Raw genomic sequence first — 16688 nt, 5'->3', positions numbered from 1 at the left:
GGCCGCCCGTATCGAAAAACCTACGGGCAGGCGCGCTCGGCGAACCGCGGCGTCACTACGCCAGCTTCTGACCCGCCGGATCGTGGACACCGTTCCCGTTGGCGGAAATCTCTGCGGGCGCGGTGACGACTGTCGAAGCATCCTGTGCCGCAACGCGATCAGTCGTCTCGTAGTTCTCCACATCGAACTTCCGCAGCAACTGCCGCAACCGGAAGCTGAAATCCGGCCACAGCACAGGGTTGTTTCCGTGCCGGTCCAGGAACCAGCTGGTGCAACCGCCGGTGAGCCACACGCCGCGGGCCATCTTCCGCTGCACAGCGCGGTTGTACTCGTCCTGCACGTCCTGCCGAACCTCGAACGTCCGCAGGCCCTGCTTGTCCATCGTCGCGAGAGCGTCGATGACATAGGCGATCTGGGATTCGATGACATAGATCAGCGAGGTGTAGTTCAGCCCGGAGTTGGCGCCGAGCATGGTGAAGGCGTTCGGGAAGCCTGCGACGGTCGTGCCTTTGTATGCCTGCAGTCCGTCGGTTTCGAACTCCTCGAACAGGGTGCGCCCGTCCCGGCCGGTGAACATGCTGTATGTCGGCGAATCGGCGACGTGGAAGCCGGTGCACAGCACGATCGCGTCGACCTCGCGTTCGGTGCCGTCGTTCGACACGATCGAGCGCCCGCGGATCTCTTCGATGCCGTCGGTGACGAGGTCGACATTGTCGCGCGTCAGCGCCGGATAGAACTTGTTCGAGACCAGCAGGCGCTTGCATCCCGCGCGGAAGGTGGGGGTGAGCCGCTTGCGCAGCGCGGGATCACGGACCTCCCACCACAACTTCACGCGCGCGATCACCTCGAGCAGCCGCGCCGTCGCCGGGTACTTGGCTTGGGTGATGACGAACAGTTCGCGGTTCGCGTAGATCAGCCCACGGATCAACCGCTGTAGCCCAGGAACGTGTTTGAAGGCGAATCGCTCCGGCGCCAGGTACGTGCGGGTGAGATGCGGGAATACCCATGCGGCGCTGCGCTGGTACACGTCGAGGTGCGCGACCTCTGGCGCGATGGACGGCACGACCTGCACGGCCGAGGCGCCCGTGCCGATGACGGCGACCCGCTTACCCGCCAGATCGGCGTCGTGATCCCACTGCGCCGAATGGAAGATCTCTCCCTCGAAGGTGTGAATTCCCTTGATGTCCGGGAGTTTCGGCTCCGCGAGCACCCCGGCCGCGGAGACGACGATGTCGGCCGTGAACGCGCCGCGCGTGGTGTCGATCTCCCATCGGCTGTCCGCGTCGTTCCACCGGGCGGCCGTCATCGCACAGTCGAAGATGTGCTTGTCGCGCACCCCGTACCGGTCGGCGATGCCCTGGATGTACCGCTGGATCTCCGGCTGCGGCGAGAACGACCGCGACCACTCCGGATTCAGCGCGAACGAGTACGAGTACAGCTGGGACGGAACATCGCAGCCCGCACCGGGATACGTGTTGACCCGCCAGGTGCCGCCCACGTCTTCGCCACGCTCGAGGACCAGGAAATCGGTGTATCCCTCCTGGCTCAGCCGCACGGCCGTGCCGAGCCCGGACAGCCCGCTGCCGATGATGACGACACGTGCGTGCCGCCGAGAAGTGTCCTGGGTGTGCCCATTGGTGATGCTCTGACTCATACCGGACCTCATCGGGCTTCGTAGATGCGCTTGTGGCCGGAGATCGCGGCCAGCCGGAACGGGCGACCCGTCTCCTCCGGAATGGCGTGATACATCCCGTCCGACGGCGACTCGGTTTCGTGCAGCACCCGGTAGCGGTCGTAGTCGAGCGCGATGCGCGTGTCGATGGCGTCCCGGTTGGCGTCGGTGCGCAGGTGGTCGCGGTAGCCGGGCTGCACTGTGCCGCTGAAGAATTCGGCGACGCTGCCCGATCCGTAGCTGATGAAGGCGAGCGGCTGCCCGGTCAGGTCGTCGGCGTGGTCGAGCAGCGAGGCCAGACCGAGGTAGAGCGACGCGGTGTAGCTGTTGCCGACCGTGCGGTTGTAGATGGTCGTGGCGTTGATCGCGGCGTCGATCTCGGCGGGTTCGGCGGTGTGCCCCTGGCTTTCCAGGAGGTGGCGATGCGCCTTGAAGGCCATCTTGGTGAACGGCTGGTGATAGCAGAACGCGGCGAACTCGGTCAGATCGCGTCCCCCATTGCGCCGGTAGTCGGTCCAGGCTTCCTGGGTGGCCTTCTGGTAGGCGTTGACGGAGGTCTTGCCGTCGACCATGGCGGCGGTGCGATAGTTCGGCCGCCAGAAATCCATGATGTCGGCGCTGTAGATCCCGGACTGCGGTTCCAGTTGCAGGATCGCCGGATTCGCGCTGACGAGCATCGCGACCGCGGCGGCGCCCTGGGTCGGTTCACCGGGGGTGTCGAGCTCGTATTTGGCGACGTCGGCGGCGATGACGAGCACTCGCTGCGACGGATCGCGGGCGATCAGCCCGGCGGCGAATTGCAGCCCGGCCGTGCCGCCGTAGCAGGCCTGCTTGAGCTCGACGACGCGGGCGGTGTTCGGCAGGCCGATCAGCGGGTGGAGGTAGAGGCCTGCCGCCTTGGATTGGTCGACACCGCTTTCGGTGGCCAGCAGCACGGTGCGGATGTTGTCGATGCCGTGGCGGTCGAGGATGGGCTTGGCAGCGGCCGCGGCGATGGTGACGATGTCCTCGTCGGCGGCGGCGACGCTCATCTTCTCCTGGCCGATGCCGAGGTAGAACTTGTCGGGATCGACGCCGAGGCGCTCGGCGAGCACCCCGTGGTCGAGTGCGTAGTGAGTGGTCGCGAAGGAAAGGTCGTGGATTCCTACCGGCGTCATGGTCATGGCTGTACTCCGTTGCTTACGGTGGACCGTTCGAATTGGGTATGGGCGCGCATCAATTCGCCGCTGTTGGTCTGTGCCGCCATCAGCGACAGTTCGCCGCACAGCACCGTGGCCGCGGCGATGACGGCGAGCCGCCGAGCGTTGTCGCCGGGATCGCGATCCGCGCGGCAACCCAGGCGGGTCAGGTTCTCGTCGACGAAGCTCTGGTGCTTGCCGTTGCCCACCGTCCCGAGAATGAGATTGGGCAGTGTGCACGAGAAGTACAGGTCGCCCTCGCGGTCCTCGGCGTGGGTGATGCCCTGGGACCCTTCCACGATGTTCGCGGCGTCCTGGCCGGTGGCCAGGTAGAAGGCCAGCAGCATATTGGCGTAATGCGCGTTGGCGGAACGGATTCCGCCCGCAAGCAGGGTTCCGATGAGATTCTTGCGGATGTTCAGCTCCACCACCTGGCGAGCGGTGGTGTGCAGTCGCTTCTCGACCACTTCACGGGGGATGAGCAGTTCGGTGACGACGTTCTTGCCGCGGCCGAGGATCCCGTTGACCGCGGTCGCCTTCTTGTCCGTGCAGTAGTTTCCGGAGATCGAGACATACCGCATGCCGGGCTGCGTGACCAGGATGTGGTTCATCAGGTGGTCGCAGGCGAGAGTGACCATGTTGTGGCCGGAGGCGTCGCCGGTGGTGAATTCGAAGCGCAGGAACAGCAGGTTGCCGGTGATCTGGTGGTGCAGGTCGATGAGGTGGGCGAACCGGCTGCTGCCCGCGGCCACCTCCTGTAGTTCGGGGAAGCGGGCTTCGATCTGCGTGACGGTGGTGTGGGCGGTGTAGGCGTCGTCGGCCTCGAGCAGGATCGAGCGCGTCATGCGGTCGTCGACGAGGGTCGCCACCACGCCCTTCTCGGTCAGCGTGGAAATCCGCGCGCCGCGACCGACCGACGGCCACAGCGGCGATTCGTAGGTGGCCAGCGGGACGTCGACACTGTCGTCGACGGTGTTGCCCGTAATGCGCAGGGGGCCGACCCACCGCAGCGGCACCGCCGCGAATTCCGAGTCGTTCATGGGTGACTCCTTCTGTCCGATTCGTTCCACCAGAGGTTCCGGTGGGCATAGGAGGCCGGGTCGATACCGCGCAGCCGGCAGAACGCGGCCACGTCGCCGGTGATCAGCAGATCGCTACCGACCAGGTCCGCAGGCGTGGATGCGCCGAGCACGGTGAGGATCTGCCGCAGCTGATCGAGCCAGGTGCGAATCATCGCCACCAAGGCGTCGGTGCCGTGGCTGACGAGCGTCTCGAGGAAGCGGCCCGCCACCCCGGTCGCGTTGGCGCCCAACGCCAATGCGCGGGCGATGTCGAGCGGTGAGCGGATGCCGCCCGAGGCGAAGAGATCGATGCCGGTGATGCCCGCGCAATCCACCAGGCAGTTGGGCGTGGACTGACCCCAATTCTCCAGGAAGGAGAAGTCCGCCGTGGGCCGCCGATCGTTCTCGATGCGCGCGAAATTGGTGCCGCCGCGGCCGCCGACATCGGCCACGGCCACGCCCGCCTCACGCAGCCAGGCGACGGTGGGCCTGCTGAGACCGAACCCGACTTCTTTGACGATCACCGGCACGGGAGTATTGGCGGTGATCCGCTCGATCTGGCGCCCCCATGACCGGAAAGACCGGTCCCCTTCGGGCATCACGATCTCCTGGACCGCGTTGAGGTGGATCTGGAGCGCGTCGGCTTCCAGCAGATCGATCGCTCGCCGCACCTCGTCCAGCGTCGCGGTGGCGTTGACGTTCGCCATGACGAAGCCGTGCGGATTCTCCTGACGCAGCACACGGAAGGTGTCGGCGACCGAGGGATCGCGGAAGTAGGCGCTCATCGACCCGGACGCGATGGGAATTCCGGTCTCCCGGGCGGCGATGGCCAGCTGCCGGTTGATCTCTCCGGTGTGCTGACTGCCTCCGGTCATGCCGTTGACGAACAGCGGTGTGTCCCACCGCTTGCCGATGACGTCGACGGCCAATGACACGTCGCCGCCGTCGATGCCCGCGAGGGCGTGGTGCACGAAGGTCACCGAGTCGAAGTCGTTGCGGCCCGCGTCGCGCTGCTGACTCACGGCGTGGCGAACGTGATCGTCCTTGCGGCTCGCGGTCATCGGCGATCCCCTTCGAATGGATGTGTCCGCAGCGACAGCGGCCGGATGCCCGCGGCGACCCAGCGGCCGGTGAGTTCGGTGATCGCCGCGCGGCGGGTGCGGTCGATGAGCGCGATGCCGCAGTCGCCGCCGCCCGCGCCGGAGGGTTTGGCCGCAGCGCCGACCGCCTCGCCCGCCTCGCACAGCGCACGCAACGACGGCGTCATGATGCCCAACTGGGCTGTTGCGTCGAGGTCGAGGAGAAGCTGTCGGGCACAGTCGATTTCGGTTCGAATGCCGAGCGAGTCGTCGGCCTCCAGCGCGGCGGTGAGCCGTTGGACGCAATGGTCGCTGCGCGACACGAAATCGGCGTGCGCGCCGAGCTTCCGGCGGCTGTCGCCGAGCCCGGCGACCATTGTCGGTGTCGACGCGGGCTTGGCGGTCCAGCCGACCTGCATCGCGAGTCCCGTCGGCGTGGGCAGCGGGCGCACCGACAGCCCGGGCCATGGCGCACGGAGTGCGGCGTCCACCCCGCTCTCCCTCGCCAGCTCGGAGACCCGTTGCCGGTCGGGGGAACAGTAGGCGATCCAGCCGCCCCAGGTGCTCGCCGCGACGTCGCCACCGGAGGCGCGCGGGTTGATCGAAACGGTGGCAAGCATCGCCAGTCGGTAGCGGTCCATCGGGCTCAGATCGAGCCGGTGAAACCGCCCCAGCGCCGCGACGGTGGCCACCGTGACGGCCGCGCTGGAACCGAGGCCGAGCTTTCTGCCATCCTCGTCGGCGAGGTCGGTGCCGATGCTCAGCCGGTAGGAACGCGCCCCGATACCGCGCTCGACGAGCAGTTGTTCGATGATCGCGGCCGCCGCGAAAACGTAGGTGAAGTTCGGCGGCACAATGCCATCGGCGGTCGACGGGACCAGTCGGCCGCCGACGCGCCCGCAGGACAGCGTCACGCCACCGTCGAGATCCGAATGCAGCGTCGTGCCCTCGGCGCCGGCCGCCACCACCGCGGCGGTGGCGTAGCGGTCGACCGCGGTGAGCACCGCGTGGCGCCCCGGCTCGACGACGGCGTACTCGCCTGCGATGAACAGTTTGCCCGGGGCCCGACAGATGATCATCGTTCGCCATCCGGGACGAGGGCCGCGCCGGGACCGAGATGCGCCACCGGAAGGTCGATGACGTCGCCTGCTTCCCGCAGGGCGGCGATCACCCGCTGCTCGTCGGCGCGGGCGCACAGCACGGTGACGTTCGGTCCGGCGTCGATGGTCGCGTACGCGGCGATGCCGTCCGCGCGCAGCGCCAGCACACGATCCAGGATCGCGACCGACTGCGGCGAAAGGTATCGGACCGACGGCCTGGCCAGCAGCATGCTGGCGTGCATCCCCAGGGCGTTGCGCTCGGCGATCTCCCCGACCGCGGGCAGATCGCGGCGCTCGATCGCCTTGCGCATCTCCTCGAGGTCGACCCTGGACGCCTCGGCCCACGGCAGGTAGAAGGGCGAGGTGTCGCAGGTCCGCCGCATCGCCTCCCGGCTCGACACGGCCTTCGACGCGTTGTCGACCACGGCGACCACCAGAGCCGGATCGAGCGCGTCGCCGTCGATCGGTTCGGCGTAGGAAGTCGCATCCCCCGCGTCGCCGTCGCCCTCCCCCGCATGCCACACCACGAAGCCCCCGAAGAGGGACCGGCAGGCCGATCCCGACCCCCGTCGAGCCAGCCGCGACAGCGCACGGGGATCCGCGTCGAGCCCGTAGGCGGCGGCCGCCGCGACGGCCAGCGCCGCGAAGCCGCTCGCGGAGGAGGCCAGACCCGCGCCCGTCGGCCCGGCGTTGGTGGAGACGACCGCGGCGTGTTCTTCGCGGCCTGCCCGCGCGCGCACCAGATCCATGAAGCGCGCCACCCTGGTGTACGCCTCGCCGACCGCCTGGCGGCCGTTGAGCACGACCGTGTCGGCAGGTTCCGCACTCAACTGCACCGTTGTCGTGGTCGGGTAGATGTCGAGTGTCATCGACAGGCTTCCCGTGACGGGAAGGAAATACGACTCGTCCCGCTTGCCCCAGTACTTCACCAAGGCGATGTTCGGATGCGCGACAGCGGTCGCCGCGTCGTCGCCGCGTCGATCCGCGAGCGGATCGGCCAGCTCTGCTCCAGGTGTGAATGTCATTGGCGTGTCTCGAACTCCGGTATCGAGGGGAATCGGGAATCGGTCATTGCTGTGCGTCTCGGACCGGGACGATCCAGGTCTTCGCCGCGCCGGCCCGGCGCAGCGCCGCACGCACTGTCGCGGCGGCGTCGCCGGTGTCGGTGAGGGCGAGGACGCATCCGCCGAGGCCGCCGCCGGTGAGTTTCGCGCCGTACGCGCCCGCATCGTGTGCCGCGGAGACGAGGGTGTCGATCTCGGGTGTGCTGACGCCGAGTTCGGCCAGCAGATCCTGGAATTCGAGCAGCGCCTTGCCCAGCGACGCGGCGTCACCGGCCGCGAGATCCGCCGTGGCCGACTCGACCAGGTCCGTCGCGCGTTCCAGCAGCCGCCGGGCCGCCGGTGGATCGGCCTCCAGCTTGCCGCGGACGGCCGCGACCGCATGCTGCGTGGCGCCCCGCACCCCGGTGTCGGCGATCACCAGGGTGGCGTCCAGTCCGACGGCCAGCCCGCGCGCCGCACCCGCCCGGAACCAGATCGGTCCGGTCGCCACCGCGGTGCTGGCGTCCACGCCGCTGGCCCGGCCGTGTGCGAACTGCTCGCCGCACTGCACCAACTCGTAGAGCGCTTCGGAGTCGATGGTCCGGTCGTAGAGGTCGGCGACCGCCCGCACCGCGGCCGCCGCGCACGCGGCACTGGATCCAAGGCCGCGTGCGGGCGGGATCTCGCAGTCGAGCGCGACCTCGACCGCCGCACCGGCCAGACCCCACCGCCGCAACGCCTCCTCGACCGCGACGTGCGCACCGGACGACGCGCGCTCCGGGGTGACGACGTCACCCGCGACGAATCGAAAGTGCTGTCCCGCAGAGGATTCGCCCTCCTGCGACGCATCCGCCCGGCGAGCGACCGCGCGCGCCGACAGCGCGGGCAAGGGAAACGCGATGGCGGGCGTGCCGTGCACCACCGTGTGCTCGCCGAGCAGGATCGCCTTGCCATGGGCGCGACCGGTGCCGCGCCCTCCCCCCGGCCCCGCGGCCGTGGGTCTGCTGTCCTCGCGAACGCGATCGCTGTTCACGTCGGTTCATCTCCAAACTCGAGCAGGGCCCACCGGCGTGTTCCCGGATGGGGACACGCGGTGGCGGACGGTGCGCAGCCGCTGGACACTTCGGCGTGCGGCGACAGTGGACGGTCTGCGCTGTAGTGCGAAATCCGTTCAGGCCGAGGGCGAATCGGCCGTCACAGCTGCTGATCCGAACGGCGGAAAAGGGTCTGGCGGAGACTTGCCCGCGCCGAGGGGCCGAGCGGCGAGGGGAAGAAGGCGGGTACCTGTGCGGCGTAGGCACGGTACGCCGCGCCGAAGCGAGCGACGAGGTCGCGCTCCTCCAGGAAGGTGCCCAGCAGGATGTAGCCGGTCATTCCCACCGCCCACAGCAGATGCCCGGCCGTCATGTCGCTCGCGCACCAGAAGGAGAGCAGCAGGCCGGTCATCAGCGGATGGCGCACCAGGCGGTAGGGCCCGTGCACCTGCAGGCGGTCCATGGTCGCGTCGGGCACCTGGATCACGTAGTGGCGGTATGCCTGGCTGATGCCGAGCAGGTGAAAGTGGTTGAGCAGCAGGGTGGCCGCGTAGACCAGCACGAAGCCGAGCCAGAATCCGGCGTCGAGCGCGATCCCGACGACGCCGTCGGCCGACCAGATCCGTTGCGGCAGCGGCTGCCAAGCCAGGCAGAGCAACCACATGACCAGGCAGACCATCACGATGTAGACGGTCCGCTCCAAAGCCTCCGGCACCCAGCGGGTGATGAACGCCTTGAACGCGGGCCGCGACATGCCCGAGTGCTGCAAGCCGAACAGCGCGATCAGCAGGACGTCGATCGCGAGCGCGGGACCGGTCGCCAGGTGCGGTCCGTCGTCGACGGTCTTCGGCAGCCACCAGCCTCCGGCGAACAGCAGCATCAGGGGCACGGTCACCCCTGCGACGCCGTACACGCCGAAGGCCAGCAGGAACGGGACGAGCCGGCGGCGGTCCGTCAGCGCGCCCCGAACCGAATGCCGCGTGGTGGTCAGATCCATGCGAACCAGGGCAGGAACCGCATGCGGACCGTGCCCTCCTCCATCCGCTTGTCCAGCTTGGTCTTCCACCGCTCACCGTAAGGCGCGGTCAGGAAGCCATCAGTGCGCGCCAGGCGCCACGCCGAGTTGATCGTCATCCAGTAGGGCACGATGACGGCGGCGTCGACCTGCCGCATGAAGTCGAGCTTGTCGGGGATCTGGCTCCAGTGCACGCCCGGGTAACGGTGGTGCACGCTGTGGTAGCCCTGGTTGAAGATGAAGAAGTTCAGCCAGTTACCCGCCGTGTTCAGCGACTTGCTCGGGTCGTCCTCGAACACCCGCGCCGGGGCGTGCGTCAGCCAGGCGAAGTATCCGGAGTTCACCTGGGTGATGAGGAACGGAAGGGCCCAGAACAGCGCGAAGCGTTCGAAGCCCGCGGCGTACCAGATGCCCACCGGCAGCACCAAGGCCAGCGTGAGGTCGAAGACGAACTGGTGGCGGCGCTTGCGCCTGCCTTCGGACGGGTTGGCGGCGAAGATCATTCGCATCGTGTGGTTCTTGACGATGGTGCCGTATCTGATCCAGTACCAGACGGCGCCCAGCCCGCGCTCCATGCCCTCGGTGGAGGTCACATCACCCGGTCCGTCGTTGAACCGGTGATGGTTGAGCACGTGCACCTCACGCATCTCCGCCGAGGTCAGCGTGGCGGGCAGACAGCACATGATGTCCACGAACCGGTTCATCCTGCGCGACACGAACAGCGCACGGTGCGTGTGCATGTGCATCACGCCGATGGTGAGCGAGAAGTTCAGCAGGGTCAGCAGGATGATCAGCGGGACGGCGAGGTACCAGTTCGTGGCGGCGGGGACGAACAGGCCGAAGGACAGCAGCACGACCCAGGCCACGATGTGCAGCAGCGGGCCGACATTCGCCGGGTGCTCGAGTTTCAGCACCCGGCGGCTGAACGGCGGTTGGTCGGACGCCGCTGGCGTTCCGTCGCCGGGACGGGTGGGCACGGTGGTCATAGTCGATCTCCTCGGGTATCGGTGTCGGGCGTTCCTGCGGAATGGGTTGACGCGCTGGTCACGGGCGATCTCCAGGGGTTGTCGTTTCGAGGGCGGCGAGTTGGAAATTCGTGGCGAGCGCCCGCATCGCGTCGGCGCTGTGGGGTGGCAGCCGCTCCAGTGCGCCGAAGGCCAAGTGGTCGGCGATCATCATGGTGCGGATGTCGGCGGCGGAAAGCCTGCCCGTCAGCGGTTCTTCCGGCAGCGACCGGACGAGAGCGAAGGTGGTGTCGACGATCAGCGGCACCATCGAGGGCGACAGCGAACGCGGGTCGACCGAGCCGAGCAACTCCGCCGCGGCGTCGGAACCGGTACCGAGTTCGGGCGAGGCGTCGAGCACCCGGTGGATCGCCTCGTCGGCGGCTCGCTGCACCCGCTCGACCATCTTGGTCCAGTAGGCGGGTGAGCAGGCGGCCAGCGCGGTCGCGCCGACCGGCCGCCGGTAGGGCACCGGGGCGCCGACGGCGGTGCAGAGGAAACCGGTTGTGGTGATGGTCATGTACGCCATCGCCGCCCGGGCGCCCGCGCTCGGGGTGTGCGGACCGAGCCGGGCCAGCAGGGCGAACCCACCCAGCGCGGGCGCCAGCAGCCGCAGCATCACCACTTGGGTCAGTTCCTTGCGGTCGGCGACACCGTAGAGCGCCATTTCGTTGTCGCGCAGGTCGTTGGCGGACTGGGCGATGACACCGACGCAGGCGGCCAGTTCGCGCAAATCGTCCTCGGCACAGGCCTCCGGGGCGGCCAGCGAACACGCGTAGTGCGTCACCCGGCCGAGCACGCCTTCGCCGTAGACCACCCGCGACAGGGGGGAATCGAGGTTGCGGGCCATGACATCGCCGATATCGAGCAGCAGCCTGCCCACCCGTTCTCGTCCCGCGACGGGAAGCGCCGCCACCAGCGCCCGAATGTCCCGAATACGTTCTGCCAGTACCAAATCCACGGCTTCGCTGTCGCGCACCGTGACCCGGTCCGGCGGTGGCGGCGGGGTGTCGGTGCTGCCGGTGAGATACTCGGCCGCGGTCCGCACCGCGCTGCCTGCCAGCGGACGGTCGATCAGGTCCTCGTAGGCGTCGAGCACCCGGCAGGCCAGCAGGGCCGCGGTGGCCTCGGCCCGCAGCTCCGGGGTGAGGAAACCGATGGCGATGCCCATGTTCCTGGCCGCAGGAATCAGTGCCAGCCGGGCCAGTTCGTCCGGTGAGCCTGCTGCCCGCAGCGCGGCGAGGTCGGGTGCGCGGCGCAGATTCCGCAGCCCGTGGGCGAGAATGCCGAGTCGTCGTCCGATCATCGGGACACCACCTGTAGCGCTAGGTCGCGCAGGTCGTCCCGCGCGGGGGTGGGCGGGAACACTTCGAGGGCTTCGCACGCCGTCTCGGCGGCACGGATCGCGGCGTCGTGCGCGGCCTTGGTCGCTCCGCTGCGCACCAGGTCGGCTTGCAGTTCGGCGCTGGAAGTCTCTTCGGAGAGCCACATTTCGCGAGCATCGGGCCGGATCGCCAGCCATTCGATCACCGGCCAGGTCGGCACACGGCGGTCGAGGTCGCCGCAGGCCTCCTTGCCCAGCGCGGGATCGCCCTCGACGTCGCGCACGTCGTCCATGATCTGGAAGGCCAGCGAGAACTGCTCGGCGTACTGCATCAGGACCCGCAGCCGGTCGTGGTCGACGCCGCCCGCCGTGCCGCCGTACGTGCAGGCCAGCCGGAACAGCGTGCCGGTCTTCGCGCCCGCGACGACCTCGTAGTGCCTGCGCAGCGCGGCATCGTCGACGTCGGGCGCCATGATCTCCACGAGCTGCCCGGCCGAGAGATCCGAGATGCGGTCCAGATAGGTGACGCCGGGAGCCTCACCGAGGTGTGCGCAGACCACGGGATTGTCCTCGAGTACCCGCGCCAACACTTGTAATGCGGTGCCCGCCATATGGAATCCGGCGCGGGCGGCGGTCCGGATGCCGAACAATGCCGGTACCGAGGGGGAATCGCGGCGCAGCAGAGAACTGTCGCAGATGTCGTCGTGGATCAGCGACGACTCGTGGAACATCTCCATCGCGCAGGCCAGGTCGACGGCGTCGGGCACGGATGTGGACTCGGCCGAGGGCAACAGGCGGTGGCAGTCCAGCACCAGGCGGGCGCGGACCCGTTTACCGGGAGCGGCCAGGACATGACGGTAGATATCGTCGAAATCGCTTCCGGTAACCAGGATTTCGCGCATGCGCTCGGTGACCATCGCTGGCTGATAGGTCGGCGCGATGAGCTGGGCGTCGACCTGGTCCACCGCCACATCCTGGGCCACGGTGTCGGTGGTGCCGGCATGTCCGTTCGACGCCGGGGCGGTGCCACGCGCCCGGCTGTCCACGACCGCGTGCGTGGTGCCGGACCGTCCGGACACGGCCGCCACCAAGCGCTCTTCCTGCTGATGTCCTGACGGTGACGTGGGATTATCCATGGGCGGAGGGCTCCTTCGGTGTCGTAACGGCGGCGGAGTCGGGCATGCGACAGGCACCAGCGGCCTGGCGGGCGTCGAGTTACTTACGAGGTGGCTGTCCGGCAGCGTGCGGCGACACTGCCACCGTGACGCCGTGCGGTCGTCGTCGCTTGTCCGGGCGGATGTGCAGCGAAGGTAGTAGCGATTTCGTGCTCGCCATTGAGATTCGGCGTCAGTGCGCGCCGAGCGAGTTGCGGGCGGCTCCAGCCGCCGGGAGTGGTCCACGGGCCGGTCGGTGGCGGGGTTACCGCCCATTCGGACATCCGCGGTCGTTCGGCTCCGAAACCGCGGCCGAGCTGTGTCGATGCGTGTGAAACGGTGTGTGCGACACGGTAATCATCGCATGGGCAGCCGGTGATCGTCGAGTTGGGCCGGTTGCGCGGCGTAGCGGCCACGCCTCCTGTGCGCAGAACGTCGAGCCGACAGTACTCGACGCGCATGGAGGCTCTTCCTGAGGTAGACGGTTGCGCCCCAGGTGATTTCATTCCGTTCTTCGAGTATCCGGTCCCATCCACAACCAGCATCCCGTCCGGATCGCTCGGGTGCTCGTCCGCGTACGCGCGTGGATCGTCACGCAATACGTAGTCGTCCCACACAGTCTTGCCCCACCGCCGATGCGTCCCGTCCGTCGTTCAGCTTTCCCATCAACGCAACCAGATCTTCATCCCTCGACATAGCGGAAGAGGCTACCCCACAACACAACTGAGCGCTCGTTGAAAATGACAGGAACTTTTCATGGCGATCGATACAGGTGGGCAAGTATGTAACAGCTTGAAAGACAACGCAACCCAGACAGACACTGGTTGATCGCGCGTCTGGGCGGGCGGGGATCGCCTCCGAGCTGGTGGAGCGATCTCCCGGCGAGGGTTCTTGCTGGCTGGGACGGACCTAACATGAATCTCTAAGTAGCACAGAGCTTTTAAGTGCTACATGCACGTTCTTCAAGTCTTGTGAACTCTCCTCGAGATGAGGAGAGTTGGCTTGTCGCCCTTAATCCTCTGCGCGGCTCGTTCGCTGCCGCTATCGTCCGCCAATTGGCCTGCGGTCCAGGATGTTCTAACTCCAGGCGTACTATCGAATTCGCAATGGCTTTCAAAAGGGTTGGTAATACGAGACTCTCGTTCTCGAGCCAGCTCGACACATGGTCGTCGCGGATGTGTGGAGAGAGTCGGATGCGAACCGGCCTACTCGACCGACTCGGCGCACTGGTGCTGCGCTGCCGCCACCCTGTGGCGGCGATCTGGCTGCTAACTGCTGGCATCCTGAATCTCGCTGTGCCGCAGCTGGAATTAGCAATCTTCGAGCATTCGTACCCGATGGTCCCGCAGGATACCCCCGTGTCCAGGGCGCTGCTCGACATGAGCAGGCAGGTCCGGTTGGTCGGCGACACCGGCACCACCCAGGACACGCGCTCGGTGGACGCCTTGCGTGCCACTGTGGCGAATATTTCACGACCGCAGGGGCTTTCAGCCGACCTAACCGAGCCGAGCGCCACGTTCGCCGACGAGTCGCGATGGTGCCGACTGGCCATCAGCTACGACGAGCGCGCCACCCAGCCGTCCGACACTCCGAGCGACCGCGGCTATGCCGCCACTGCGGGGCATTGCCCGGCAAACGAGCTGCTGCCGATCTCCGTGTACATCCGGTCCGACCACGACATGCGCAGCTCTCGCGACTACGCCGGGCTGGAAACGCTCGCCACCGGGATCTCCCGGCTCCCCGGTGTGGCTTCGGTCCGGTCGATCTCCCGTTCGCTGGGCGCCCCATCCAGGAAGCCTCGGTCAACGGGCAGCTCGGCATCCTGAGCGACCGGCTCGGCTCGGCGGCAGGGCAGCTCGCGCGGCGCGACCCGACGTGCAACGGCTGTCCGGCGGCGCGACGCAGCTGAACGACGGGGCTCGGGCCTTGGCCACCGGACTCGACGGTCTCGCCGCCGGTTCCGCACAGGCCCGGGCAGGGAGCCGTGCAACTCGTCGACGGCTCCCGCGCCCTGGCCACCGACATCGATCAGCTGGTGGCCGGGGCGGCCCAGCTGGACACCGGGACCGAGCCCCTGCGCGCGGGCAGCGCCGAACTGGCCGGTCGGTCGCGGCGCAGTGGCGGTTCTGCTTCGGCGGCCGGACGCAGGCGAGGCCATCCGAGATAGGTCGATCGACCGATGTGGCCCGGACGGGTCGGCGCGCACCATTGACGGCACGGTCTTGACGAACACGAACACCGGTCATCGGCGGTTCACGTGAAATGCGTTGCCTCGACTGCCGATTCATCGTCGAGCCGTGTCCGATTGCGCTCCGGCGCAGCATCATCGCACTCGTCGAAGGAAACTCATGTCCCGTCCACTCCGCCGCGGCGCTCGTGCCGCAGGCATTCTCGTGGGTGTAGGTGCTATCGCGCTCAGCACGGCCGCAGGCCCCGCGCTGCAATCCGCGGGCGCCTCCAGCCACCGCGAGGCTCCCCTGGTCGCCGCCGATCCGGCGGTGGACAACACGGACGTCTACGCGTTCGTCAGCCCCGACAATCCGGACACGGTGACGCTCGTCGCCAACTGGTTCGGGTTACAGGAGCCCAACGGTGGCCCGAACTTCTACCCGTGGGCCACCGACGCCAACTACGACATCAACATCGACAACGACGGCAACGGAAAGCCGGACATCACCTATCGGATCACCTTCGCGACCGAGGATCGGCGCGGTGGCAGCACGTTCCTGTTCAACAACGGCCCGGTCACCGGACTGAAGGACGAGAACCTGCTGTTCCGGCAGAACTACACGGTGTCGGTGAGTCAGGGCGTGAACGACTGGCGGCCGATCGCGCACGGTCAGGCGGCTCCGTCGTTCACCGGTCCGGCTTCGATGCCGGACTACGGTCGGCTGCGCAAGGAGGCGACCGCGAATCTGCCGGGCGGCGGCTCGGTCTACGTCGGCGCCGCGGAGGACCCCTTCTTCCTCGATCTGCGGGTTTTCGACCTGCTCTACGGCGGTGATCTGTCCGAGGTCGGTACCGACACGCTCGCCGGGTACAACGTCAACACCGTCGTCCTCCAGGTGCCGAAGCGCGATCTCGCGCTGCGTGGCGACCCGGCGCGCAACCCTGTGGTCGGGGTGTGGAGCGACACCGAGCGCCGCTCGCTGCAACTGAGCCCGGGCGCCGCGACCTCGGTCGGTGACTTCGTGCAGGTGTCGCGGCTGGGCAACCCGCTGGTGAACGAAGTTGTCGTCCCGGTCGGGCTGAAGGACGCGTTCAACGGGTTGTCACCGAGCAGGGACGCGACGATTCCAGAGGTCGTCCAGCGGGTCACCGATCCCGAGCTGCCGAAGTTGATCGAGTCGCTGTACAAGGTGCCCGCACCCACGGCCCCGCGCAACGACCTCGTGGAGATCTTCCTGACCGGGATCGCGAAGAAGGCGCCGACCCTGGACGGCAGCGCCCCGCCCATCCAGGCCGACCTGAACTCGCAGATCCTCAACGCCGACGCGCAGGCGGCCGCGTTCCAGCCCTCGGAGATGTTGCGTTTGAACATGTCGGTGCCGGTGACCGCCCAGCCCAACCGGCTCGGCGTGATCGGCGGCGATCTCCAGGGATTCCCGAACGGCCGGCGGCTGAGCGACGACGTGGTCGACATCGCGCTGCAGGCGATGGTGGGCGCGGCGCAGACTGGCAAACCGGTCGAGGCGCTCGCTGCCGGTGACGCGGTCGATGTCAACGACGCGTCGTTCTCCAGCAGTTTCCCGTACGTCGCGCTGCCGTCGTCGGGCAAGACCACGGTCCAGGCAAAGGCGACGAACGCGACAACCAACGTGGCCGTCACGGTGCCGCAGGACGCCGACGACCGCACGTCTTCGGTGCTGCTCGTCGCGGCCGGTGTCGGTGTGGGTGCGGTGGTCGCGGGCGGCGGATGGCTCTTGATCCGCCGCCGGGCGCGCAGGGCATCGGCGTCCAGCTCGCCGCCGAGCTCCTGACATCTCGTTCCGGTGGTGGGGGCGAGCGGTCCCCCCCCCTGGAA

Annotated in this window: 14 protein-coding genes and 1 pseudogene; 4 read left to right on the top strand and 11 right to left on the bottom strand. The window is 68.0% G+C overall.

Annotated features, from left to right (window positions below):
• Positions 1-55: 55 nt before the first annotated feature.
• From ACRWNM_RS32410 to ACRWNM_RS32360, 11 genes are all read right to left on the bottom strand, one after another.
• Positions 56-1654, bottom strand: coding sequence for a flavin-containing monooxygenase (locus ACRWNM_RS32410; RefSeq protein ID WP_431971961.1), 1599 nt, complete (start codon positions 1652-1654; stop codon positions 56-58).
• Positions 1655-1662: 8 nt separating this feature from the next.
• Positions 1663-2829 carry a hydroxymethylglutaryl-CoA synthase gene (locus ACRWNM_RS32405; RefSeq protein ID WP_431972025.1) on the bottom strand — a complete coding sequence of 389 codons (1167 nt, stop codon included), beginning with the start codon at positions 2827-2829 and terminating at the stop codon, positions 1663-1665.
• Between the two features lie 2 nt (positions 2830-2831).
• Positions 2832-3890 carry a hydroxymethylglutaryl-CoA reductase gene (locus tag ACRWNM_RS32400; RefSeq protein ID WP_431971960.1) on the bottom strand — a complete coding sequence of 353 codons (1059 nt, stop codon included), beginning with the start codon at positions 3888-3890 and terminating at the stop codon, positions 2832-2834.
• Positions 3887-4972 carry a type 2 isopentenyl-diphosphate Delta-isomerase gene (fni, locus tag ACRWNM_RS32395; protein ID WP_431971959.1) on the bottom strand — a complete coding sequence of 362 codons (1086 nt, stop codon included), beginning with the start codon at positions 4970-4972 and terminating at the stop codon, positions 3887-3889. The genes ACRWNM_RS32400 and fni overlap by 4 nt, the downstream gene beginning before the upstream one ends.
• Positions 4969-6069, bottom strand: a complete 1101-nt coding sequence (locus ACRWNM_RS32390) for a phosphomevalonate kinase (protein WP_431971958.1) — start codon at positions 6067-6069, stop codon at positions 4969-4971. Before ACRWNM_RS32390 ends, fni begins: the two co-directional genes overlap by 4 nt.
• Complete coding sequence (gene mvaD / locus ACRWNM_RS32385; RefSeq protein WP_431971957.1) at positions 6066-7115, bottom strand: diphosphomevalonate decarboxylase; 1050 nt, start codon at positions 7113-7115, stop codon at positions 6066-6068. The genes ACRWNM_RS32390 and mvaD overlap by 4 nt, the downstream gene beginning before the upstream one ends.
• 43 nt (positions 7116-7158) lie before the next feature.
• Entirely contained in the window at positions 7159-8166 is a 1008-nt protein-coding gene (mvk, locus tag ACRWNM_RS32380) for a mevalonate kinase (RefSeq protein WP_431971956.1), read from the bottom strand.
• Between the two features lie 161 nt (positions 8167-8327).
• Positions 8328-9164: a methyltransferase family protein gene (locus ACRWNM_RS32375; protein WP_431971955.1), complete on the bottom strand. Its 837-nt coding sequence runs from the start codon at positions 9162-9164 to the stop codon at positions 8328-8330.
• Complete coding sequence (locus ACRWNM_RS32370; RefSeq protein ID WP_431971954.1) at positions 9155-10168, bottom strand: fatty acid desaturase; 1014 nt, start codon at positions 10166-10168, stop codon at positions 9155-9157. Before ACRWNM_RS32370 ends, ACRWNM_RS32375 begins: the two co-directional genes overlap by 10 nt.
• 58 nt (positions 10169-10226) lie before the next feature.
• On the bottom strand, positions 10227-11492 hold the full coding sequence (locus ACRWNM_RS32365; RefSeq protein ID WP_431971953.1) for a hypothetical protein: 1266 nt from the start codon (positions 11490-11492) through the stop codon (positions 10227-10229).
• Positions 11489-12646: a polyprenyl synthetase family protein gene (locus ACRWNM_RS32360; RefSeq protein ID WP_431971952.1), complete on the bottom strand. Its 1158-nt coding sequence runs from the start codon at positions 12644-12646 to the stop codon at positions 11489-11491. Before ACRWNM_RS32360 ends, ACRWNM_RS32365 begins: the two co-directional genes overlap by 4 nt.
• A 1211-nt stretch (positions 12647-13857) precedes the next feature.
• Between ACRWNM_RS32360 and ACRWNM_RS32355 the strand changes: the two genes are divergently transcribed.
• From ACRWNM_RS32355 to ACRWNM_RS32340, 4 genes and pseudogenes are all read left to right on the top strand, one after another.
• On the top strand, positions 13858-14490 hold the full coding sequence (locus tag ACRWNM_RS32355; protein ID WP_431971951.1) for an MMPL family transporter: 633 nt from the start codon (positions 13858-13860) through the stop codon (positions 14488-14490).
• A pseudogene (locus tag ACRWNM_RS32350) lies at positions 14408-14611 on the top strand (hypothetical protein); the annotation flags it as partial. The gene ACRWNM_RS32355 and the pseudogene ACRWNM_RS32350, both read left to right, overlap by 83 nt.
• Before the next feature lie 37 nt (positions 14612-14648).
• Positions 14649-14831 (top strand): hypothetical protein, encoded by a 183-nt coding sequence (locus ACRWNM_RS32345; RefSeq protein WP_431971950.1) that lies wholly within the window; start codon positions 14649-14651, stop codon positions 14829-14831.
• Between the two features lie 181 nt (positions 14832-15012).
• On the top strand, positions 15013-16644 hold the full coding sequence (locus ACRWNM_RS32340) for a DUF4331 domain-containing protein (RefSeq protein ID WP_431971949.1): 1632 nt from the start codon (positions 15013-15015) through the stop codon (positions 16642-16644).
• The last annotated feature ends 44 nt before the right edge of the window (positions 16645-16688 follow it).

The organism is Nocardia sp. bgisy134 (assembly GCF_965341865.1).
Taxonomy (GTDB): domain Bacteria; phylum Actinomycetota; class Actinomycetes; order Mycobacteriales; family Mycobacteriaceae; genus Nocardia.
Note: the sequence above shows the minus strand (reverse complement) of the source record. Positions and strands in the feature narration are given on the sequence as shown.

Bases quoted from the DNA above. Each gene is read 5' to 3' on its own strand.
- ACRWNM_RS32390 (WP_431971958.1), bottom strand. From the start codon at position 6,069: ATGATCATCTGTCGGGCCCCGGGCAAACTGTTCATCGCAGGCGAGTAC.
- ACRWNM_RS32375 (WP_431971955.1), bottom strand. From the start codon at position 9,164: ATGGATCTGACCACCACGCGGCATTCGGTTCGGGGCGCGCTGACGGAC.
- ACRWNM_RS32370 (WP_431971954.1), bottom strand. From the start codon at position 10,168: ATGACCACCGTGCCCACCCGTCCCGGCGACGGAACGCCAGCGGCGTCC.
- ACRWNM_RS32360 (WP_431971952.1), bottom strand. From the start codon at position 12,646: ATGGATAATCCCACGTCACCGTCAGGACATCAGCAGGAAGAGCGCTTG.
- fni (WP_431971959.1), bottom strand. From the start codon at position 4,972: ATGACCGCGAGCCGCAAGGACGATCACGTTCGCCACGCCGTGAGTCAG.
- mvaD (WP_431971957.1), bottom strand. From the start codon at position 7,115: ATGACATTCACACCTGGAGCAGAGCTGGCCGATCCGCTCGCGGATCGA.
- ACRWNM_RS32405 (WP_431972025.1), bottom strand. From the start codon at position 2,829: ATGACGCCGGTAGGAATCCACGACCTTTCCTTCGCGACCACTCACTAC.
- ACRWNM_RS32340 (WP_431971949.1), top strand. From the start codon at position 15,013: ATGTCCCGTCCACTCCGCCGCGGCGCTCGTGCCGCAGGCATTCTCGTG.
- ACRWNM_RS32410 (WP_431971961.1), bottom strand. From the start codon at position 1,654: ATGAGTCAGAGCATCACCAATGGGCACACCCAGGACACTTCTCGGCGG.
- ACRWNM_RS32365 (WP_431971953.1), bottom strand. From the start codon at position 11,492: ATGATCGGACGACGACTCGGCATTCTCGCCCACGGGCTGCGGAATCTG.
- ACRWNM_RS32400 (WP_431971960.1), bottom strand. From the start codon at position 3,890: ATGAACGACTCGGAATTCGCGGCGGTGCCGCTGCGGTGGGTCGGCCCC.
- ACRWNM_RS32355 (WP_431971951.1), top strand. From the start codon at position 13,858: ATGCGAACCGGCCTACTCGACCGACTCGGCGCACTGGTGCTGCGCTGC.